This window comes from Streptomyces lycii (genome assembly GCF_009735685.1).
Classification (GTDB): Bacteria; Actinomycetota; Actinomycetes; order Streptomycetales; family Streptomycetaceae; genus Streptomyces; species Streptomyces lycii.
On record NZ_WHPN01000426.1, the window covers coordinates 1 to 18,494 of the forward strand.

Sequence of the window (18,494 nt, forward strand, 5' to 3'; positions counted from 1 at the left end):
AACAATTGTTGTGGGATTGCCCTGTCGGGAACTTAGTGTTCCTGGCAGGGCTTTCTTGCGTTGCCCTCCGGGTCACTCGAAGTTCACGTTCGGCCCGAAGCATGGGCGTCATGGGAGATCGAGCTGAGAGACTTGGGCGGACCCTGGCGGACTCGGGAGTGCGTAACGGCGACGAAGTCATCGTGCCGTCGTTCGGTACCGCGGATGTGGCCGAGGCGGTTCGTCTGGCCGGCGCGGTCCCCGTGTTCGCCGACATAGAGGCCGACAGCTACTGCCTCGATCCGTCTGCGGTCTCCGCGGCCGTCACACCTCGTACCGCGGCGATCGTCCCCGCCCACCAGTTCGGGCACCGCGCGGACCTGGCCGGCATCGGTGAGACGGCGCGGCGTCACGGGCTGCTGATCGTCGAATTCGAGGAGAGCGAGTCCACGGCGGCCGAGACGTTGGTCCGGCAGGAGAACGCCGCGTATCTGACGGCGCGGCTCAAGGGAGTCGTCACCCCCGAGGTGGCTCCCGGCGCCGGGCACACCTACCAGCAGTACGTCGTGCGCATTCCCGGGAACGGGCGCCCCGACCGCGACGCGTTCGCTCTCGTCCTGCGGAGCAAGGGAATACCGTGCCGGGTCCCCGTGCAGACGCCCGTCCACCGCATGCCCCGTTTCCGCCGGCCGGACAGCCTCACGCAGCCTGCCTGGCTGCCCGAGACCGAGCGGGCCTCCGACGAGTGCCTCGCCCTGCCGGTCGAGGCCGGTCTCCGCAAGCGCGACCTGCACCGGTTGGCCGGCGCCTGCAACGCCCTCGGAGGACTCCTCCAGCCGGCCGCCTGAGCATGCGAAGGGGTGTGCGGGAGGCACCCGGTGATCGGGTATGATCTATCCCGTTGCCGCGCCCCAATAGCTCAGTCGGCAGAGCGTCTCCATGGTAAGGAGAAGGTCTACGGTTCGATTCCGTATTGGGGCTCAGAGAGAAGGACGTCCCGCCACCGAAGAGGTGGCGGGACGTTCTGCGTTGCGCCCCCTCCGCCGGTCCGGGTGGTCCGGACCGCGGCGCGGGGCTACGCGGGCTCGGCCTGCGGCTCGGGGACGCGCATCGCGAGGATCGCCATGTCGTCGGACGCCGGCTCCGCGGCGAAGCGCTCGACAGCGCGGAGCACACGGGAGGCCACCGCTCCGGCCGTCAGTCCCGTGCAGGTCGTGAGCACGTCCGTGAGACCGTCGTCGCCCAGCATCCGGGGACCTTCGCGGCGCTCCGTCACGCCGTCCGTGACGCACAGCAGCACATCCCCCGGGTCCAGGGTCACCGTCTCCTCGTACAGCTCCAGGTCGTCCATCACACCGAGCAGCGGCTGCGGCTCCGCGGCCGGCTCGACGCTGCCGTCCTGACGCAGCCGCAGCGGGAGCGGATGCCCGGCGCAGACCACCTTCAGCAGTGCGCTGCCGTCATCCTGCGGCCACAGCTCCCCGTAGAGCAGCGTCAGGAAGCGGCTGCGCGCGCCCTCGTCGAGGATCGCCGCGTTGAGCCGCTCCAGGACGGCCGGGCCGCCGAAGCCCTCGCGGGCCAGCAGGCGCAGCGCGTGCCGGGCGAGGCCGGTGACCGCGGCCGCCTCCGGACCGGTGCCGCAGACGTCACCGATGGCGAAGCCGTACGCGCCGTCGCGGATCGGGAAGAGGTCGTAGAAGTCGCCGCCGACCTCGTTGCCCTCGCCGGCCGCGCGGTAGATGACCTCGACCTCGACGCCGGGGACCTCGGGCAGCTCCGGCGGCAGCAGGCTGCGCTGGAGCGACTGGCTGATGGCGGTGCGCTCGGAGTACAGCCGGGAGTTGTCCAGGGCCAGGGCGGCCCGGCGGGACAGGTCCTCGGCGAGTTCGAGGATCTCCTGCCGGAAGTGCTCGTCGGAGGGCTTGCCGAGGGTGAGCATGCCGATGACGCGGTTCCGCGCCACCAGGGGCAGCACGACCGTCTCGCCCGCGACGGCGGAAGCCGTGGCCAGCGACGGGCCGGGCCCCGAGGCCGAGTGGGAGGCGTCACCGAGGCCGAGGCTGCGCAGGGAGGACCGGAGGGCGGCGGAGTGCGCCGCGTCGCTCGGCGCGCTCCACACGCGCGCCCCGGGCGTGGGCACGGGCTCGGGCGGCGGGACCTTGCCGAGCAGGGTCTTGAGGCCGTCGATGCGGTCCTCGTCCTCGTGCAGTACGTAACTCAGCTCGGGCTCGGAGGCCTGGTCGGCGACGGTGTAGACCGCGCACCAGGTGGCCAGGGTGGGGACGGTCATCTGGGCCATCAGCGCCAGGGTCTGGTCCCGGTCGAGGGTTCCGGCGAGCAGGTCGGACGCCTCCACGAGGAAGGACAGCGAGCCACGGCGGAGGCGTTCGAGTTCGGTGAGGCGGGCGCGCTCCACGGCGAGCGCGATGCGGTCGGCGGCGAACTGGAGCCGCAGCGCCTCCTCGTTCGTGTAGCGGCCCGCGGCTTCGGCGGCGACGCCGAGGGAACCGGTGAGACGGCCCTCGACCTTGAGCGGAACGTTGACGACGGAACGCATGCCGGTCCCGGCGAGCAGCGGCACGGCGCCGGGGACGACCGTGAGGTCCTCGTGCACGGCCGGCATCCGCGCGGACCCGTAGCGGCCCGTGCCCGCCTCCACGGGGACGCGGGCGAAGCGCTGGCGGGCCGAGGGCAGGCCGGTGGAGGCGCGGACCTCCAGCTCGGTCTCGTCGTCGGTCGCGAGCAGCAGATAGGCGGCGTCCCCGTCGAGCATGTCACGGGCGCGCTCCACGGTGCGCTGCAGCAGTCCGTCGAGGTCGTCGGGGGCGGGGGAGCCGATGAAGACCTCGAAGGGGTCGGCGGAGGATCCCCTGGCCTCGCCGGAGCCTCCGCCGCCGTCGCCCGCGGACGCCCGGAGGGTGGTCTGGAGCACGGCGCGCTCGTGGTCGCGGACCAGCAGGCAGACGGTCGACGGGTCGCCGGCCGCGTCCCGGACCCGCAGGTGCGAGGCGTAGACGGGGATGACGCGGCCGTCGGTGGCGCGGATGCCGTACGAGCCCTCCCAGCGGGACAGCTGGAGCGCCTCGGCGATGCCGGTGCCCGTGCCCGGGGTGTGCGGCCAGGCGGCGAGGTCGGTCAGCTGCTTGCCGAGGACCTGATCGGCGGGATGGCCGAAGAGTGCCTCGGCGTCGTCGTTCCAGGAGCTGATGGCCCCGGCGCGGTCGATCTGGACGACGGCGACGCGGACCCGGGTCTCGGCGACGGGAAGGGCGTCGACCGGCAGCGCGGGGCCCGCCGAGCGGGTGCCCGCGGGACGCTCGGGGAGGTCGAGCTGGAACCAGACGGTCTTGTGCGTGGAGCTGTACTCCACGCCCCAGCTGGTGGCGAGCGCGCCGCACAGCATCAGCCCGCGGCCGCCCTCGCGGTCCGGGTTGGCGGCCTGCGCCGCGCTGCTCTGCAGCGGCACGTCCCGTTCCGGGTAGCGGTCGGCGACCTCGATGCGGACTCCGGCCTCGGTGCGCAGGCAGAGCACGTCCGCGGCGGTGCCCGCGTGCACGACGGCGTTGGTGACCAGCTCACTCGTGAGGACCACGGCATCGTCGACGATGTCGGAGAAGCCCCAGCCCTGGAGGGTGTCGCGGACGAAGGCTCGGGCGGTCGCGACCGAGCGCCCGACCGCCTCGAAGGTGGCCGTGGCCCGCGCGGTGATCACTGGTCTCCTCAAGGGTGTCTCGGTGGCCGGCGTACGCATGGTGGGCAGGGTCACTGCCCCCGGAGGCGTGCCGCCGCCGGAACCGTCGGGCAGCCGGCCGGTGTCAGCTTCCGCCAGGTCCTGCCGGACCAGGCTTTCGCCCCGCTCCTTCATGCCACTCCCTACGGCCGGACGGCCCGCCGCCGGCGCCTCACCGACGCCTTGCAGTACTCGCTTCCCCACCCGTCGTTTCGGCCGGGTGGTGGACAGCCGGATGCCAGGTTACTTACCTTCGCCGTTCGCGAGGATGCCGGTCGCGCGTGTTTCCGCCCGAGAGTGGTAGGGAGCGTGTCGGGCGGTGTGCGATGCTGCCGAACTGTTATGGCCTGGTTCTGTCCGGGTGAAACACTGGGCAGGCTTGAGTGAGAAAGCCCGGGTAGAACGGTCGACCCTGCGGGAGGGACACGGTGGAGTCTGGCGCAGCCGCGCGAAGCACCAAGACGCGCGCGAAGGGCGGTCGCTCCCGTAGTGGTGGGACGACCGAGGTGGACACGGCGGCCCTCAACCGGCTGCTGTCGGCGCTGGCCTCGATGCGGGACGGCAATTTCCGGAAGCGGCTGACCGTGTCCGGGGACGGTGTGATGGCGGAGATCGCCGCCGTCTTCAACGAGGTGGCGGACCGCAACCAGCAGCTCACGGGCGAGATCGCGAGGGTCCGGCGGGTCGTCGGCAGGGAGGGAAAACTCACAGAACGCCTGGAGACCGGGCCCTGTGAGGGTTCCTGGGCGGCGGCGATCGACGCCTCGAACGCCCTGGTGGACGATCTGGTACGGCCCGTCTCCGAGGTCGGCCGGGTGCTGTCGGCGGTGTCCGAGGGCGATCTCGAGCAGCGGATGGACCTGCGCTCGCAGGGCTCGGACGGCTCGGCGCACCCGCTGCGCGGCGAGTTCCTGAAGGTCGGGCGGACGGTGAACGGGCTGGTCGACCAGCTGTCGGCGTTCACCGACGAGGTGACCCGGGTCGCCAGCGAGGTCGGTACCGAGGGCAAGCTCGGCGGCCAGGCGAAGGTGCGCGGGATGTCGGGTTCCTGGAAGGACCTCACGGACTCCGTCAACACGATGGCGTACCGGCTCACCGCGCAGGTGCGGGACATCGCGCTGGTGACGACGGCGGTCGCGAAGGGCGATCTGTCCCGGAAGGTCACGGTTCACGTGGCCGGCGAGATGCTCGAACTGAAGAACACCGTCAACACGATGGTGGACCAGCTGTCCTCTTTCTCCTCCGAGGTGACGCGCGTCGCCCGGGAGGTCGGCACGGAGGGTGAGCTGGGCGGCCAGGCGAAGGTCCCGGGTGTCGCCGGGGTGTGGAAGGACCTGACCGACTCCGTCAACCTCATGGCGGGCAATCTGACCGCGCAGGTGCGCGGGATCGCGCAGGTCACGACGGCGGTCGCCAACGGTGACCTGTCACAGAAGGTGACGGTGAGCGCCCGCGGCGAGGTCGCGCAGCTCGCCGAGACGATCAACACGATGACGGAGACCCTGCGCACGTTCGCCGGTGAGGTGACCCGGGTCGCGCGGGAGGTCGGAGCCGAGGGTGAGCTGGGCGGCCAGGCGCAGGTGCCGGGGGCGGCGGGGACCTGGAAGGACCTGACCGACTCGGTGAACACCGCGTTCCGCAACCTCACCGGGCAGGTGCGGGACATCGCGCAGGTGACGACGGCGGTGGCGAACGGTGATCTGTCGCAGAAGGTCACCGTGGACGTGTCCGGCGAGATGCTGGAGCTGAAGAACACGGTCAACACGATGGTCGACCAGCTGTCGTCCTTCGGCGCCGAGGTGACGCGCGTCGCCCGGGAGATCGGGGTCGAGGGCGAGCTGGGCGGCCAGGCGCAGGTGCCGGGGGCGGCGGGGACCTGGAAGGACCTGACCGACTCGGTGAACACCGCGTTCCGCAACCTCACCGGGCAGGTCCGCAACATCGCGCAGGTGACGACGGCGGTGGCCAACGGTGACCTGTCGCAGAAGGTCACCGTCGACGTGTCCGGCGAGATGCTCCAGCTGAAGAACACCGTCAACACGATGGTCGACCAGCTGTCGTCCTTCGCCGACCAGGTCACCCGGATGGCCCGTGACGTGGGCACCGAGGGCCGGCTCGGCGGCCAGGCCCGGGTGGACGGGGTGTCCGGCACCTGGAAGGACCTGACCGACTCCGTCAACTTCATGGCCGGGAACCTCACCTCGCAGGTGAGGCAGATCGCCCAGGTGACGACGGCGGTGGCGCGCGGTGATCTGTCGCAGAAGATCGAGGTCGACGCCCGCGGCGAGATCCTGGAGCTGAAGAACACCATCAACACGATGGTGGACCAGCTCTCCGCCTTCGCCGACCAGGTCACCCGGGTGGCCCGGGAGGTCGGTACGGAAGGCCGGCTGGGCGGTCAGGCCCAGGTGCCCGGTGTCGCCGGCGTCTGGCGGGACCTGACCGACTCCGTGAACGGCATGGCCGGCAACCTCACCGCGCAGGTCCGCAACATCGCGCAGGTCGCGACGGCGGTGGCGCGCGGTGATCTGTCGCAGAAGATCGACGTGGACGCCCGCGGCGAGATCCTGGAGCTGAAGAACACCCTCAACACGATGGTGGACCAGCTCTCGTCGTTCGCCGACCAGGTGACGCGGGTGGCCCGCGAGGTCGGCACGGAGGGCATCCTCGGCGGCCAGGCCGAGGTGCAGGGCGTGTCCGGGACCTGGAAGGACCTCACCCAGTCCGTCAACTTCATGGCGAACAACCTGACGACCCAGGTCCGCAACATCGCGCAGGTGACGACGGCGGTCGCGAACGGTGACCTGTCGCAGAAGGTCACGGTCGACGCCAAGGGCGAGATCCTCGCCCTGGTGACCACGGTGAACACCATGGTGGACACCCTGTCGTCGTTCGCCGAGCAGGTGACGCGGGTGGCCCGTGAGGTGGGCACCGAGGGCCAGCTCGGCGGGCAGGCCCGGGTGCGGGACGTGTCCGGCATCTGGAAGGACCTGACGGACAACGTCAACCTGATGGCGAACAACCTCACCATCCAGGTGCGGAACATCGCGCAGGTCTCGTCCGCCGTCGCCAACGGCGACCTGACGAAGAAGGTCACCGTCGAGGCGCGCGGCGAGGTCGCGCAGCTCGCCGACACCGTCAACACGATGGTGACGACCCTGTCGTCGTTCGCCGACGAGGTGACGCGGGTGGCCCGCGAGGTCGGCACCGACGGCCGGCTCGGCGGGCAGGCCCGGGTGCCGGGCGTCTCCGGCACCTGGAAGGACCTCACCGAGTCCGTGAACTCGATGGCGTCCAACCTCACCGGCCAGGTCCGCAACATCGCGATGGTCACCACGGCGGTCGCCAAGGGTGACCTGACGAAGAAGATCGACGTCGACGCCCGCGGCGAGATCCTGGAGCTGAAGACGACCATCAACACGATGGTCGACCAGCTCTCCTCGTTCGCCGACCAGGTGACCCGGGTGGCCCGCGAGGTGGGCACCGAGGGCCAGCTCGGCGGCCAGGCGCGGGTGCGAGACGTGGACGGCACCTGGCGCGACCTGACGGAATCGGTGAACGAGATGGCCGGGAACCTCACCCGGCAGGTCCGCGCCATCGCGGCCGTCGCCGCCGCGGTCACCCGCGGCGACCTGAATCTCAAGATCGACGTGGACGCGGCGGGTGAGATCCTGGAGCTCCAGGACAACATCAACACGATGATCGCCACGCTCCGCGAGACCACGCTCGCCAACAAGGAGCAGGACTGGCTGAAGGGCAACCTGGCCCGGATCTCCGGGCTCATGCAGGGCCGGCGGGACCTGGACGACGTGGCGCGGCTGATCATGAGCGAGCTGACCCCGGTGGTCTCGGCGCAGCACGGCGCGTTCTTCCTGGCCACACCGACCGGTGACACGGCGGAGATCGCCGCCGCCGAGGAGGAGGGCTCGTACGAGCTGCGGCTGATCGGCTCGTACGGCTACTCCATGGGCGGGATGCCGACGTCCTTCAGGCCGGGCGAGTCGCTCATCGGCACGGCGGCCGAGGAGAAGCGCACGATCCTCGTCGAGAACGTGCCGCCGGGCTATCTGAAGATCTCCTCGGGGCTCGGCGAGGCGCCGCCCGCGCACGTGATCGTGCTGCCGGTGCTCTTCGAGGACCAGGTGCTGGGTGTGATCGAGCTGGCGTCGTTCCAGCCCTTCGCGCAGATCCAGAAGGACTTCCTCAGCCAGATCGCCGAGATGATCGCCACGAGCGTCAACACGATCAGTGTCAACACCAAGACCGAGGTGCTGCTCCAGCAGTCGCAGGAGCTGGCCGAGCAGCTCCAGGACCGCTCCGAGGAGCTGGAGAACCGGCAGAAGGCCCTCCAGGCGTCCAACGCCGAGCTGGAGGAGAAGGCCGAGCTGCTGGCCCAGCAGAACCGCGACATCGAGGTGAAGAACACCGAGATCGAGGAGGCGCGGCAGGTCCTGGAGGAGCGCGCGGAGCAGCTCGCGGTCTCCATGCGCTACAAGTCCGAGTTCCTCGCCAACATGTCGCACGAGCTGCGCACCCCGCTCAACTCGCTGCTCATCCTGGCCAAGCTGCTCGCGGACAATGCCGAAGGCAATCTGTCACCGAAGCAGGTGGAATTCGCAGAAACGATCCATGGAGCCGGTTCGGACCTGCTCCAGCTCATCAACGACATCCTCGACCTGTCCAAGGTCGAGGCGGGCAAGATGGACATCAGCCCGGCCCGGATCGCCCTCGTCCAGCTCGTCGACTACGTCGAGGCGACCTTCCGCCCGCTGACCGCCGAGAAGGGCCTGGACTTCTCCGTACGGGTCTCACCGGAGCTGCCGGGCACCCTGCACACCGACGAGCAGCGCCTGCTCCAGGTGCTGCGGAACCTGCTGTCGAACGCGGTGAAGTTCACCGACAGCGGCGCCGTGGAACTGGTGATCCGCCCGGCCGGCTCGGACGTGCCGGACGCCATCCGCGAGCAGCTCCTGGAGCACGGCTCGCTCCAGGAGGCCGACGCGCCGCTGATCGCCTTCTCGGTCACCGACACCGGCATCGGGATCGCGGCCAGCAAGATGCGGGTCATCTTCGAGGCGTTCAAGCAGGCCGACGGCACGACCAGCCGGAAGTACGGCGGTACGGGCCTCGGGCTGTCGATCAGCCGGGAGATCGCCCGGCTGCTGGGCGGCGAGATCCACGCGGCCAGCGAGCCGGGACGCGGGTCCACGTTCACGCTCTATCTGCCGCTCAGCCCCGGTGAGCTCCCGCCGCAGGGCTATCCGCAGCTGATGCCCGGCGGGGCGGACCTCGGGCCGCGGTTCAGCGGGCTGCGGGAGGTCGCCGCGGAGGCGGTCGACGGAGACGGGGAGCAGCCCGCGGCGGAGCGTGCGGAGGAGCCGGGCCGCGCCCCGGCCCGGCCCGCCCGCCGTCGCGGGCGGTCGGTGGCGCCGCCGGAGCCGAGGCGGGAGCTGACCGGTCCGGAGGACGAGGTGTCCGCCGAGCCGCAGCCGGCCCCCCGGGAGTCGTGGCTGGAGAACGGGCAGGACCTGGTCCGGCCCGGTCCGGAGAGCCACTTCCACGGCGAGAAGGTGCTGATCGTCGACGACGACATCCGGAACGTCTTCGCGCTGACCAGCGTGCTGGAGCAGCACGGACTGTCGGTGCTGTACGCGGAGAACGGCCGTGAGGGCATCGAGGTCCTGGAGCAGCACGACGACGTGGTCGTGGTGCTGATGGATATCATGATGCCCGAGATGGACGGTTACGCGACGACGGCGGCGATCCGCCGGATGCCGCAGTTCGCCGGGCTGCCGATCATCGCGCTGACCGCGAAGGCGATGAAGGGCGACCGCGAGAAGAGCATCCAGGCGGGAGCCTCGGACTACGTGACCAAGCCGGTCGACACCGACCACCTGCTGGCCGTGATGAACCAGTGGATGCGGGAAGGTGAGGACTGACCGTCTCCGAACGGGTGTGGAAGCGCGGTGCACGGGGAACCTTCTGGTCCCCCACCGCGTTTCCGGTACGTGCACAGTGACATCGCGGTGACAGGGTGTGGCGACAGGCGGGGTGCGGTTACGATGACCGGCACAAGGACGGGCGGCGTAAGGGAGTCGTCCCCCGGGGCGGCGTCCGGTGCTTCCCCGAGCTCCCCGAGCAGGGGAGGTTCCACGCCGGGGCGAGGAGGACGGGCCATGGTGCAGAAGGCCAAGATCCTCCTGGTCGATGACCGGCCGGAGAATCTGCTGGCGCTGGAGGCCATTCTCTCCGCGCTCGATCAGACACTGGTACGGGCATCGTCAGGGGAGGAAGCGCTCAAGGCGCTGCTGACGGACGATTTCGCAGTCATCCTGCTGGACGTCCAGATGCCGGGTATGGACGGGTTCGAGACCGCGGCGCACATCAAGCGACGGGAGCGGACGCGGGACATCCCGATCATCTTCCTGACGGCCATCAACCACGGGCCGCACCACACCTTCCGCGGTTACGCCGCCGGTGCGGTGGACTACATCTCCAAGCCGTTCGACCCCTGGGTGCTGCGGGCGAAGGTCTCGGTCTTCGTCGAGCTGTACATGAAGAACTGCCAGCTGCGGGAGCAGGCCTCCCTGCTGCGCGCCCAGATCGAGGGCAGCCAGCCCGAGCCGGGCGACGCCAAGGAGCCTCCCGGGCTGCTGGCCGAGCTGTCCGCGCGGCTCGCGGCGGTCGAGGAGCAGGCCGAGGCGCTGTCGAAGCAGCTCGACGAGTCCGCGGACGCGGCCGCCGTCGCCACGGCCGCCCATCTCGAACGGAAGCTCACCGGACTGCGCCGCGCGCTGGACGCCCTGGAGCCCGGCACGGGTGGCGCCGGGACGGTTCCGCAGCAGAGCTGAGGCCCCGTCGGCCGGCCCGCCGTGTGCGGTCCGGCCGGCGTGACCCGGCGTCAGCACGGCGCCGCGGCGGGGCGGACGACGACACGAACGGGTCAACCGGTGGGCACACGTGTCCCATCCGGCAGACACCGGTAACCTCGCAACATGGCCTCACGTACGTCCGGCAAGGGTTCCCAGGGCACGGCGGGCACCTCCAAGCCGCGCGGCGGCCGATCCGCGGGCCCCGCGAAGAAGGCGCCCGCGAAGAAGGCGGCGGCCAAGAAGGCCGCTCCGCGGAAGGCGCCCGCGAAGAAGGCCCCGGCCAAACCCGCGCCGTCCCCGACCGGCGGCGTCTACCGCCTCGTACGGGCCCTGTGGCTCGGCCTCGCCCACACGGTGGGCGCGCTGTTCCGGGGCATAGGCCGCGGTGCCAAGGGCCTGGATCCCGCGCACCGCAAGGACGGGCTCGCGCTGCTGCTGCTCGGCATCACCCTGATCGTCGCCGCCGGCACCTGGTCCAGCCTCGACGGCCCGGTCGGTGAACTCGTCGAGATGCTGGTGACGGGCGCCTTCGGCCGCCTCGACCTGCTGGTGCCGATCCTCATCGGGACCGTCGCCGTACGGCTGATCCGCCATCCGGAGAAGCCGGAGGCCAACGGGCGGATCGTGATCGGACTTTCGGCCCTGGTCGTCGGCGTGCTCGGCCAGGTTCACATGGCCTGCGGCTCACCGGGCCGCGGCGAGGGCACCGAGGCGATCCAGGACGCGGGCGGGCTGATCGGCTGGGGCGTCTCCAAGCCGCTGGTCTTCACCGTCGGCGAGGTGCTGGCGGTGCCGCTGCTGGTCCTCGTCACCGTCTTCGGGCTGCTCGTCGTCACCGCCACCCCCGTGAACGCGATCCCGCAGCGGCTGCGCGCGCTCGGCGCCCGGCTGGGCCTGGTGGAGCCCGCCCCCGCGGCGGGCGACGCCCTGTCGGAGGACGACGCGGCGTACGACGAGGACTGGCGCAAGACGCTGGAGCCCGCGCCCCGCCGCCGTTCGTCCCGCTCCGCGGCGGCCGCGGCCGCCGCGGACGCCGACGAGGACGAGGCCGTGGAGGCCGCACCGGTGCGGCGGAAGCGTTCCCGTCGCACGGCCGGCGCGCAGCCCGCGGTGCGCTCCGGGGAGCCGGACGCCGTGGACGTCGCGGCGGCCGCCGCGGCCTCCCTGGACGGCGCGGTGCTGCACGGGGTGCAGCCCTCGCCGCTGGTGGCCGGGCTCAGCCACAGCGTCGGTGAGCGGACGGCCGAGGTGCCCGGGGCCCGGGGTGCGGAGGAGGCGCGTCCGGTCGAGCGGGCTCCCGCGAGGGACGCCGCGGCGGAGCGTGCCGTACCGGATCTCACCCGCGGGGCCGAGGAGCCGCCCCGGCCGCTGCCGGCCCGGGCGGAGCAGCTCCAGCTCTCCGGGGACATCACCTATGCGCTGCCGTCGCTGGGCCTGCTGGAGCGCGGCGGTCCGGGGAAGACGCGCAGCGCCGCCAACGACGCGGTGGTGAACTCCCTGCAGAACGTCTTCTCCGAGTTCAAGGTCGACGCCGAGGTCACCGGTTTCACCCGGGGGCCGACGGTGACCCGTTACGAGGTCGAGCTGGGGCCCGCGGTCAAGGTCGAGAAGATCACCGCGCTGGCCAAGAACATCGCCTACGCCGTCGCGAGCCCCGACGTGCGCATCATCAGCCCCATCCCGGGGAAGTCGGCGGTGGGCATCGAGATCCCCAACACCGACCGCGAGATGGTCAACCTCGGCGACGTGCTCCGGCTCGCGGACGCCGCCGGTGACGAGCACCCGATGCTCGTGGCGCTCGGCAAGGACGTCGAGGGCGGCTACGTGATGGCCAACCTCACCAAGATGCCGCACATCCTGGTGGCGGGCGCGACCGGTTCCGGCAAGTCCTCGTGCATCAACTGCCTGATCACCTCGGTGATGATGCGGGCCACGCCGGAGGACGTGCGGATGGTCCTGATCGACCCCAAGCGCGTCGAGTTGACGGCGTACGAGGGCATCCCGCACCTGATCACGCCGATCATCACCAACCCGAAGCGGGCGGCCGAGGCCCTGCAGTGGGTGGTCCGCGAGATGGACCTGCGCTACGACGACCTGGCGGCGTACGGCTACCGGCACATCGACGACTTCAACGCCGCCGTCCGCAGCGGCAAGGCGAAGGCCCCGGAGGGCAGCGAGCGGGATCTCCAGCCGTATCCGTATCTGCTGGTGATCGTGGACGAGCTGGCCGATCTGATGATGGTCGCCCCGCGCGACGTCGAGGACGCCATCGTGCGGATCACGCAGCTGGCGCGCGCCGCCGGCATCCATCTGGTGCTGGCCACCCAGCGGCCGAGCGTCGACGTGGTGACCGGCCTCATCAAGGCGAACGTCCCGTCCCGGCTGGCCTTCGCGACCTCCTCGCTGGCCGACAGCCGGGTCATCCTCGACCAGCCTGGCGCGGACAAGCTCATCGGCAAGGGTGACGGGCTGTTCCTGCCGATGGGCGCGGGCAAACCGACCCGTATGCAGGGCGCCTTCGTCACCGAGGAGGAGATCGCGGGGATCGTCGAGCACTGCAAGAAGCAGATGGCTCCGGTGTTCCGCGAGGACGTCACGGTGGGGACGGCGAAGAAGAAGGAGATCGACGAGGAGATCGGCGACGATCTGGACCTGCTCTGCCAGGCCGCGGAACTGGTCGTCTCCACGCAGTTCGGCTCGACCTCGATGCTCCAGCGGAAGCTGCGGGTGGGCTTCGCCAAGGCGGGGCGGCTGATGGATCTCATGGAGACACGGGGTGTCGTCGGCCCGAGCGAGGGGTCGAAAGCCCGCGATGTGCTGATCAAGCCCGATGAATTGGACGGAATGCTTGCCGAGATCCGTGGGGAGACTCAGTCGTAAGAGTGGCGGAGGCAACCGTTTCGCCTGCTGATACGTCACATCGGACGAAGCGACGGACGGATGTGTGATCATCTGGCGTTCGGACCGCCCGATGGGCTACAAAGTCCGTCCTCCCGGTTGCCCCACCCTTTTGCACCACCCCTAGACTGAACCTCCAGCAGGTGGCTACACGCTCGAAAGGCGCCCTCGTGCCCATCGGCAACTCCTCCGAAGACGACCGTCCTTCCGTCGGCCGAGCGCTCCAGCAGGCCCGTATCGACGCCGGACTGACCGTCGAACAGGTCAGTACGACGACCCGGGTGCGCATCCCCATCGTGCACGCGATCGAACAGGACGATTTCACCCGCTGTGGTGGCGACGTCTATGCCCGCGGCCACATCCGCACCCTGGCGCGTGCGGTGGGCGTCGACGCCACCCCGCTGATCGAGCAGTACGACGCCGAGCACGGCGGACGGCCCGCGCCGACCCCGGCCGCGCCGCTCTTCGAGGCCGAGCGGATCCGGCCCGAGCGGGGCCGGCCCAACTGGACGGCGGCCATGGTCGCCGCGATCGTCGCCGTCGTCGGTTTCGTCGGCTTCACCTTCTGGGGCGGCGGCGACGACGGGGGCACCCCGACCGCCGGGTCCACGCCCACGAAGTCCCCGCAGAGCGAGCCCGACCGCAAGAAGCCCGCCGACCCGAAGCCGGATCCGTCCGACAGCGCCATCGCGGCCGTGCCCGCGGACAAGGTCACGGTCAAGCTGACGGCCGAGGACGGAGCCAGCTGGGTCTCCGCCAAGGACCACAACGGCACCGTCCTCCACCAGGGCGTCATCGAGCAGGGCGACTCCAAGACCTTCACCGACAAGCAGAAGATCGATCTGATCCTGGGGAACGCCGGCGGCGTACAGCTGTACGTCAACGGCAAGGAGGTCGACAACGAGTTCAAGCCCGGCGAGGTCCAGCGCCTGACCTACACGAAGGGCGACCCGCAGGCCGGGTGATCCGGACGGCGCGGAGCCGGAGGTTCCGCGACGGAGGGCTGGACTCGGGGTGTCGTCGGGACAAAGTAGTCTGATCCCATGCCCGAACGCCGTACCGTCGCACTGGTCACCCTTGGCTGCGCCCGTAACGAGGTGGACTCGGAGGAGCTCGCAGGCCGTCTGGCGGCGGATGGCTGGGATCTCGTCCCGGAAGCCGCCGACGCGGACGTCGCCGTCGTCAACACCTGCGGATTCGTCGAGGCCGCCAAGAAGGACTCCGTCGACGCCCTGCTCGAGGCCAACGACCTCAAGACCGCCGCGGCCGAGGGCCGGGGGCGGACGCAGGCCGTCGTCGCCGTCGGCTGCATGGCCGAGCGCTACGGCAAGGAGCTCGCCCAGGCGCTGCCCGAGGCCGACGGCGTGCTCGGCTTCGACGACTACACCGACATCTCCGACCGTCTGCAGACCATCCTCTCCGGCGGGGTGCACGCCTCGCACACCCCGCGCGACCGCCGCAAGCTGCTGCCCATCACCCCCGCCGAACGGCAGAGCGCCGACGTGGCCCTGCCCGGCCACGGCGACGCCCCGGCCGACCTGCCGGAGGGCGTCGCGCCCGCCTCCGGGCCCCGGGCCCCGCTCCGCCGCCGGCTGGACAGCAGCCCCGTCGCCTCGGTGAAGCTGGCCTCGGGCTGCGACCGGCGCTGCTCGTTCTGCGCGATCCCGGCCTTCCGCGGGTCGTTCATCTCCCGCCGCCCCTCCGACGTGCTGGGCGAGACCCGCTGGCTCGCCGGGCAGGGCGTGAAGGAGATCATGCTGGTCTCCGAGAACAACACCTCCTACGGCAAGGACCTCGGAGACATCCGGCTGCTGGAGACCCTGCTGCCCGAGCTCGCCGCCACCGACGGCATCGAGCGGATCCGGGTCAGCTATCTCCAGCCGGCCGAGATGCGGCCCGGGCTGATCGACGTCCTCACCTCGACGCCGAAGGTCGCCCCGTACTTCGACCTGTCCTTCCAGCACTCCGCGCCCGGTGTGCTCCGCGCCATGCGCCGCTTCGGTGACACCGACCGCTTCCTGGAGCTGCTCGACACGATCCGCTCGAAGGCCCCGGAGGCCGGGGTCCGGTCGAACTTCATCGTGGGCTTCCCCGGCGAGACCGAGGACGACCTGGCCGAGCTGGAGCGTTTCCTCACCGGCGCCCGGCTCGACGCCATCGGCGTCTTCGGCTATTCCGACGAGGAGGGCACGGAGGCCCTGACGTACGACGGGAAGCTCGACGAGGACACGATCGCCGAGCGGCTCGGGCACATCTCCCGTCTCGCCGAGGAGCTCACCGCGCAGCGCGCCGAGGAGCGGCTCGGCGAGACCCTCCAGGTGCTCGTCGAGTCCACGGACGGCGAGGACGGCCCCGTCGGGCGCGCCGCGCACCAGGCGCCGGAGACCGACGGCCAGACGCTGCTGACCCTGTCGCACGGGCTCGTCCCCGGCCGTATGGTCGAAGCGAAGGTGGTGGCGGCCGAGGGCGCCGATCTTGTCGCCGAGCCCCTCGCCGCCGGGAGCGCCGCCGGCGCCGGTGACGGCGTGGCGTCCGGCGCGGTGTGTACCGAGGAGGCGGGCGTATGACAGGAATCCCCGCGTCCGCGGCGGGCGGTGCGGGTCGTGCGCCGGTGCACGGAAAGCCGGCGGCAGGAGCGTCCGTGGCAGCCGTACGGCCGGCGCGGCTGTGGAACATCGCCAACATCCTGACGATGGCGCGGCTGCTGCTCGTGCCCGGCTTCGTACTGCTGCTGCTCCACAACGGCGGGTACGACCCGGTCTGGCGCGCGTTCGCCTGGGCGGCGTTCGCCATCGCCATGATCACCGATCTGTTCGACGGCCATCTGGCCCGGCGCTACAACCTCGTCACCGACTTCGGGAAGATCGCCGACCCGATAGCGGACAAGGCGATCATGGGTGCCGCGCTGGTCTGTCTCTCCGCTCTCGGCGACCTCCCGTGGTGGGTCACCGGGGTGATCCTGTTCCGGGAGCTAGGCATCACCCTGATGCGGTTCTGGGTCATCCGGCACGGTGTGATCCCGGCGAGCCGCGGCGGGAAGATGAAGACCCTCGCGCAGGGCACGGCGGTCGGCATGTACGTCCTGGCGCTCACCGGACCGCTCGCCACGCTGCGCTTCTGGGTGATGGGGGTGGCCGTGGTGCTGACCGTGGTCACCGGCCTCGACTACGTACGGCAGGCCGTGGTCCTGCGCCGCGCCGGGCTGGCCGGGCGGCGGCAGGGCGGTCCCTCCGGGGGCGCGGCCGGCGCGGCCGGGGGCGCGGAGCGGTGAACGGCAGCGCGGCCGCCGACGTACTGCACTCGATGGCAGCGCACGGGAATACGCTCGCGGTCGCGGAATCGCTCACGGGTGGGCTGGTGGCCGCGGAGCTCACGGCCGTCCCCGGCGCCTCGGCGGTCTTCCGCGGCGGGGTGACGGCGTACGCCACGGAGCTGAAGCACGCGCTGCTCGGCGTGGACGCCGCTCTGCTGGCCGAGCGGGGCGCGGTGGACGCGGAGGTCGCGGAGCGGATGGCCGGCGGCGTGCGGCGGCTGCTGGGCGCCGACTGGGGCGCCGCGACGACCGGGGTCGCCGGGCCGGAACCGCAGGACGGCCGTCCGGTCGGCACCGTGTACGTCGCCGTCGCGGGGCCCGCCGGCCCGGCGCGGGTGCGGCGTCTGGACCTGTCCGGTGACCGGGAGACCATCCGCCGGGGGAGCGTTCGAGCAGTTCTCGAACTGCTGCGGGAAGAACTCCCTGAAAATGTGCGAACACAGAATACGGAACAGCGTGGGGGGAATTGATGTTTGCAGCCCTGAGTGAACACGTCATCGCTCCCCGCACGGCCGCCGCCCGAGGCGGTACGGTGGGGCGAGAAGGATCCGGATCCGAGGTCCGAGGAGGGAGCCACCGATGATTCTGCTCCGTCGCCTGCTGGGTGACGTGCTGCGTCGGCAGCGCCAGCGCCAGGGCAGAACCCTGCGCGAAGTCTCCTCGTCGGCGCGGGTCTCCCTCGGCTACCTCTCAGAGGTCGAACGGGGGCAGAAGGAGGCGTCCTCCGAGCTGCTCTCCGCCATCTGCGACGCACTGGAAGTGCGGATGTCGCAGGTCATGCGCGAGGTGAGCGACGAACTGTCGCTGGCCGAGCTGGCGCAGTCGGCGGCGGACGAGACGGTGCCTGCGCCGATGCGGCCGATGCTCAATTCGGTCTCGGTGACGTCCGTGACGGGCGTTCCCGAGGAGCGCGTGACGATCAAGGCGCCCACCGAGGCGGTGGACGTCGTCGCGGCCTGACGACCCAGTTGGTTCATGACAGCGGAGAGCCCCGGACGGTGACGTCCGGGGCTCTCCGCTGTCCGGTGCCGGCCTCTCCGCTGCTGTGATCCGCGTCACGAAGCCGGCGGCGTCCCGCGCACATGCCCGGCGGCGAGCGGGTATGCGATGGTGGAGAAGGGTTGATCGGACAAACAGGAGGATTTCGGATGTCTGTCGTCAAGAGCCCGCTGTCCGACGAGGGCGACCGCCGCGTCGTCGCGGAGGCTCTCCAGGGCGCCCTGGTGGATCTGGTCGATCTCTCGCTGGTGGCCAAGCAGGTGCACTGGAACGTGGTCGGCCCCCGCTTCCGCTCCGTACACCTCCAGCTCGACGAGGTGGTCGACACCGCCCGGCAGCACGCCGACACCGTGGCCGAACGGGCCGCGGCGCTCGGGATCTCCCCCGACGGCCGGGCCGAGACGGTCGCGAAGACCAGCGGCGCGGGGCCGGTGAAGGAGACCTGGATCAAGGACACCGACGCCGTGCAGACCCTGGCGGAAGCCCTCGGGGCCGTCATCACGCGGATGCGCGAACGGATCGAGGCCACGGACAAGCCGGACCCGGTGACCCAGGACATCATCATCACGCTGACCGGTGACCTGGAGAAGCACCGCTGGATGTTCGCCGCGGAGGACGCGGAGGGCTTCGGCGCCTGATGCGGCGCCTGGGGTCCCTGCCGTGGCGGCTCGCGCCCGCGGGGCGCCCGGAGCGCCCCGCGGGA

At 71.1% G+C, this 18,494-nt stretch carries 11 protein-coding genes and 1 tRNA gene; 11 read left to right on the forward strand and 1 reads right to left on the reverse strand.

The annotated features are described in order from the left end of the window. The first annotated feature begins 110 nt into the window (after nucleotides 1–110). The gene (locus GCU69_RS31070) at nucleotides 111–827 is read left to right on the forward strand and encodes a DegT/DnrJ/EryC1/StrS family aminotransferase (RefSeq protein WP_170315983.1); all 717 of its coding nucleotides are present in this window, start codon (nucleotides 111–113) and stop codon (nucleotides 825–827) included. A 60-nt stretch (nucleotides 828–887) separates the two neighbouring features. Continuing rightward, nucleotides 888–960, forward strand: a tRNA-Thr gene (locus GCU69_RS31075). Nucleotides 961–1,054: 94 nt separating this feature from the next. Here GCU69_RS31075 and GCU69_RS31080 read toward each other — a convergent pair. Beyond that, nucleotides 1,055–3,730 (reverse strand): SpoIIE family protein phosphatase, encoded by a 2,676-nt coding sequence (locus GCU69_RS31080; RefSeq protein ID WP_156207891.1) that lies wholly within the window; start codon nucleotides 3,728–3,730, stop codon nucleotides 1,055–1,057. A gap of 407 nt (nucleotides 3,731–4,137) precedes the next feature. Here GCU69_RS31080 and GCU69_RS31085 point away from each other — a divergent pair, with 407 nt between their 5' ends. From GCU69_RS31085 to GCU69_RS31125, 9 genes are all read left to right on the forward strand, one after another. Continuing rightward, nucleotides 4,138–9,648 carry a HAMP domain-containing protein gene (locus GCU69_RS31085; RefSeq protein WP_098749868.1) on the forward strand — a complete coding sequence of 1,837 codons (5,511 nt, stop codon included), beginning with the start codon at nucleotides 4,138–4,140 and terminating at the stop codon, nucleotides 9,646–9,648. Nucleotides 9,649–9,885: 237 nt separating this feature from the next. Continuing rightward, nucleotides 9,886–10,560 carry a response regulator gene (locus GCU69_RS31090; protein WP_098749869.1) on the forward strand — a complete coding sequence of 225 codons (675 nt, stop codon included), beginning with the start codon at nucleotides 9,886–9,888 and terminating at the stop codon, nucleotides 10,558–10,560. A 144-nt stretch (nucleotides 10,561–10,704) separates the two neighbouring features. Next, entirely contained in the window at nucleotides 10,705–13,461 is a 2,757-nt protein-coding gene (locus GCU69_RS31095) for a DNA translocase FtsK (RefSeq protein WP_098749870.1), read from the forward strand. 188 nt (nucleotides 13,462–13,649) lie between these two features. Further along, on the forward strand, nucleotides 13,650–14,444 hold the full coding sequence (locus tag GCU69_RS31100) for a helix-turn-helix domain-containing protein (protein ID WP_156207892.1): 795 nt from the start codon (nucleotides 13,650–13,652) through the stop codon (nucleotides 14,442–14,444). Nucleotides 14,445–14,522: 78 nt separating this feature from the next. Further along, nucleotides 14,523–16,046: a 30S ribosomal protein S12 methylthiotransferase RimO gene (rimO, locus tag GCU69_RS31105; protein WP_098749872.1), complete on the forward strand. Its 1,524-nt coding sequence runs from the start codon at nucleotides 14,523–14,525 to the stop codon at nucleotides 16,044–16,046. After that, the gene (gene pgsA, locus GCU69_RS31110; protein WP_098749873.1) at nucleotides 16,043–16,750 is read left to right on the forward strand and encodes a CDP-diacylglycerol--glycerol-3-phosphate 3-phosphatidyltransferase; all 708 of its coding nucleotides are present in this window, start codon (nucleotides 16,043–16,045) and stop codon (nucleotides 16,748–16,750) included. Before rimO ends, pgsA begins: the two co-directional genes overlap by 4 nt. A 32-nt stretch (nucleotides 16,751–16,782) precedes the next feature. After that, the gene (locus GCU69_RS31115; RefSeq protein WP_235978822.1) at nucleotides 16,783–17,262 is read left to right on the forward strand and encodes a CinA family protein; all 480 of its coding nucleotides are present in this window, start codon (nucleotides 16,783–16,785) and stop codon (nucleotides 17,260–17,262) included. Nucleotides 17,263–17,371: 109 nt separating this feature from the next. Further along, a complete protein-coding gene (locus GCU69_RS31120; RefSeq protein ID WP_098749875.1) occupies nucleotides 17,372–17,752 on the forward strand; it encodes a helix-turn-helix domain-containing protein in 381 nt (126 codons plus the stop codon). A 188-nt stretch (nucleotides 17,753–17,940) separates the two neighbouring features. Then, complete coding sequence (locus tag GCU69_RS31125) at nucleotides 17,941–18,429, forward strand: Dps family protein (protein WP_098749876.1); 489 nt, start codon at nucleotides 17,941–17,943, stop codon at nucleotides 18,427–18,429. Nucleotides 18,430–18,494 lie beyond the last annotated feature (65 nt).

Bases quoted from the DNA above. Each gene is read 5' to 3' on its own strand.
- GCU69_RS31070 (WP_170315983.1), top strand. From the start codon at position 111: ATGGGAGATCGAGCTGAGAGACTTGGGCGGACCCTGGCGGACTCGGGA.
- GCU69_RS31080 (WP_156207891.1), bottom strand. From the start codon at position 3,730: ATGCGTACGCCGGCCACCGAGACACCCTTGAGGAGACCAGTGATCACC.
- GCU69_RS31090 (WP_098749869.1), top strand. From the start codon at position 9,886: ATGGTGCAGAAGGCCAAGATCCTCCTGGTCGATGACCGGCCGGAGAAT.
- GCU69_RS31095 (WP_098749870.1), top strand. From the start codon at position 10,705: ATGGCCTCACGTACGTCCGGCAAGGGTTCCCAGGGCACGGCGGGCACC.
- rimO (WP_098749872.1), top strand. From the start codon at position 14,523: ATGCCCGAACGCCGTACCGTCGCACTGGTCACCCTTGGCTGCGCCCGT.
- pgsA (WP_098749873.1), top strand. From the start codon at position 16,043: ATGACAGGAATCCCCGCGTCCGCGGCGGGCGGTGCGGGTCGTGCGCCG.
- GCU69_RS31115 (WP_235978822.1), top strand. From the start codon at position 16,783: ATGGCAGCGCACGGGAATACGCTCGCGGTCGCGGAATCGCTCACGGGT.
- GCU69_RS31120 (WP_098749875.1), top strand. From the start codon at position 17,372: ATGATTCTGCTCCGTCGCCTGCTGGGTGACGTGCTGCGTCGGCAGCGC.
- GCU69_RS31125 (WP_098749876.1), top strand. From the start codon at position 17,941: ATGTCTGTCGTCAAGAGCCCGCTGTCCGACGAGGGCGACCGCCGCGTC.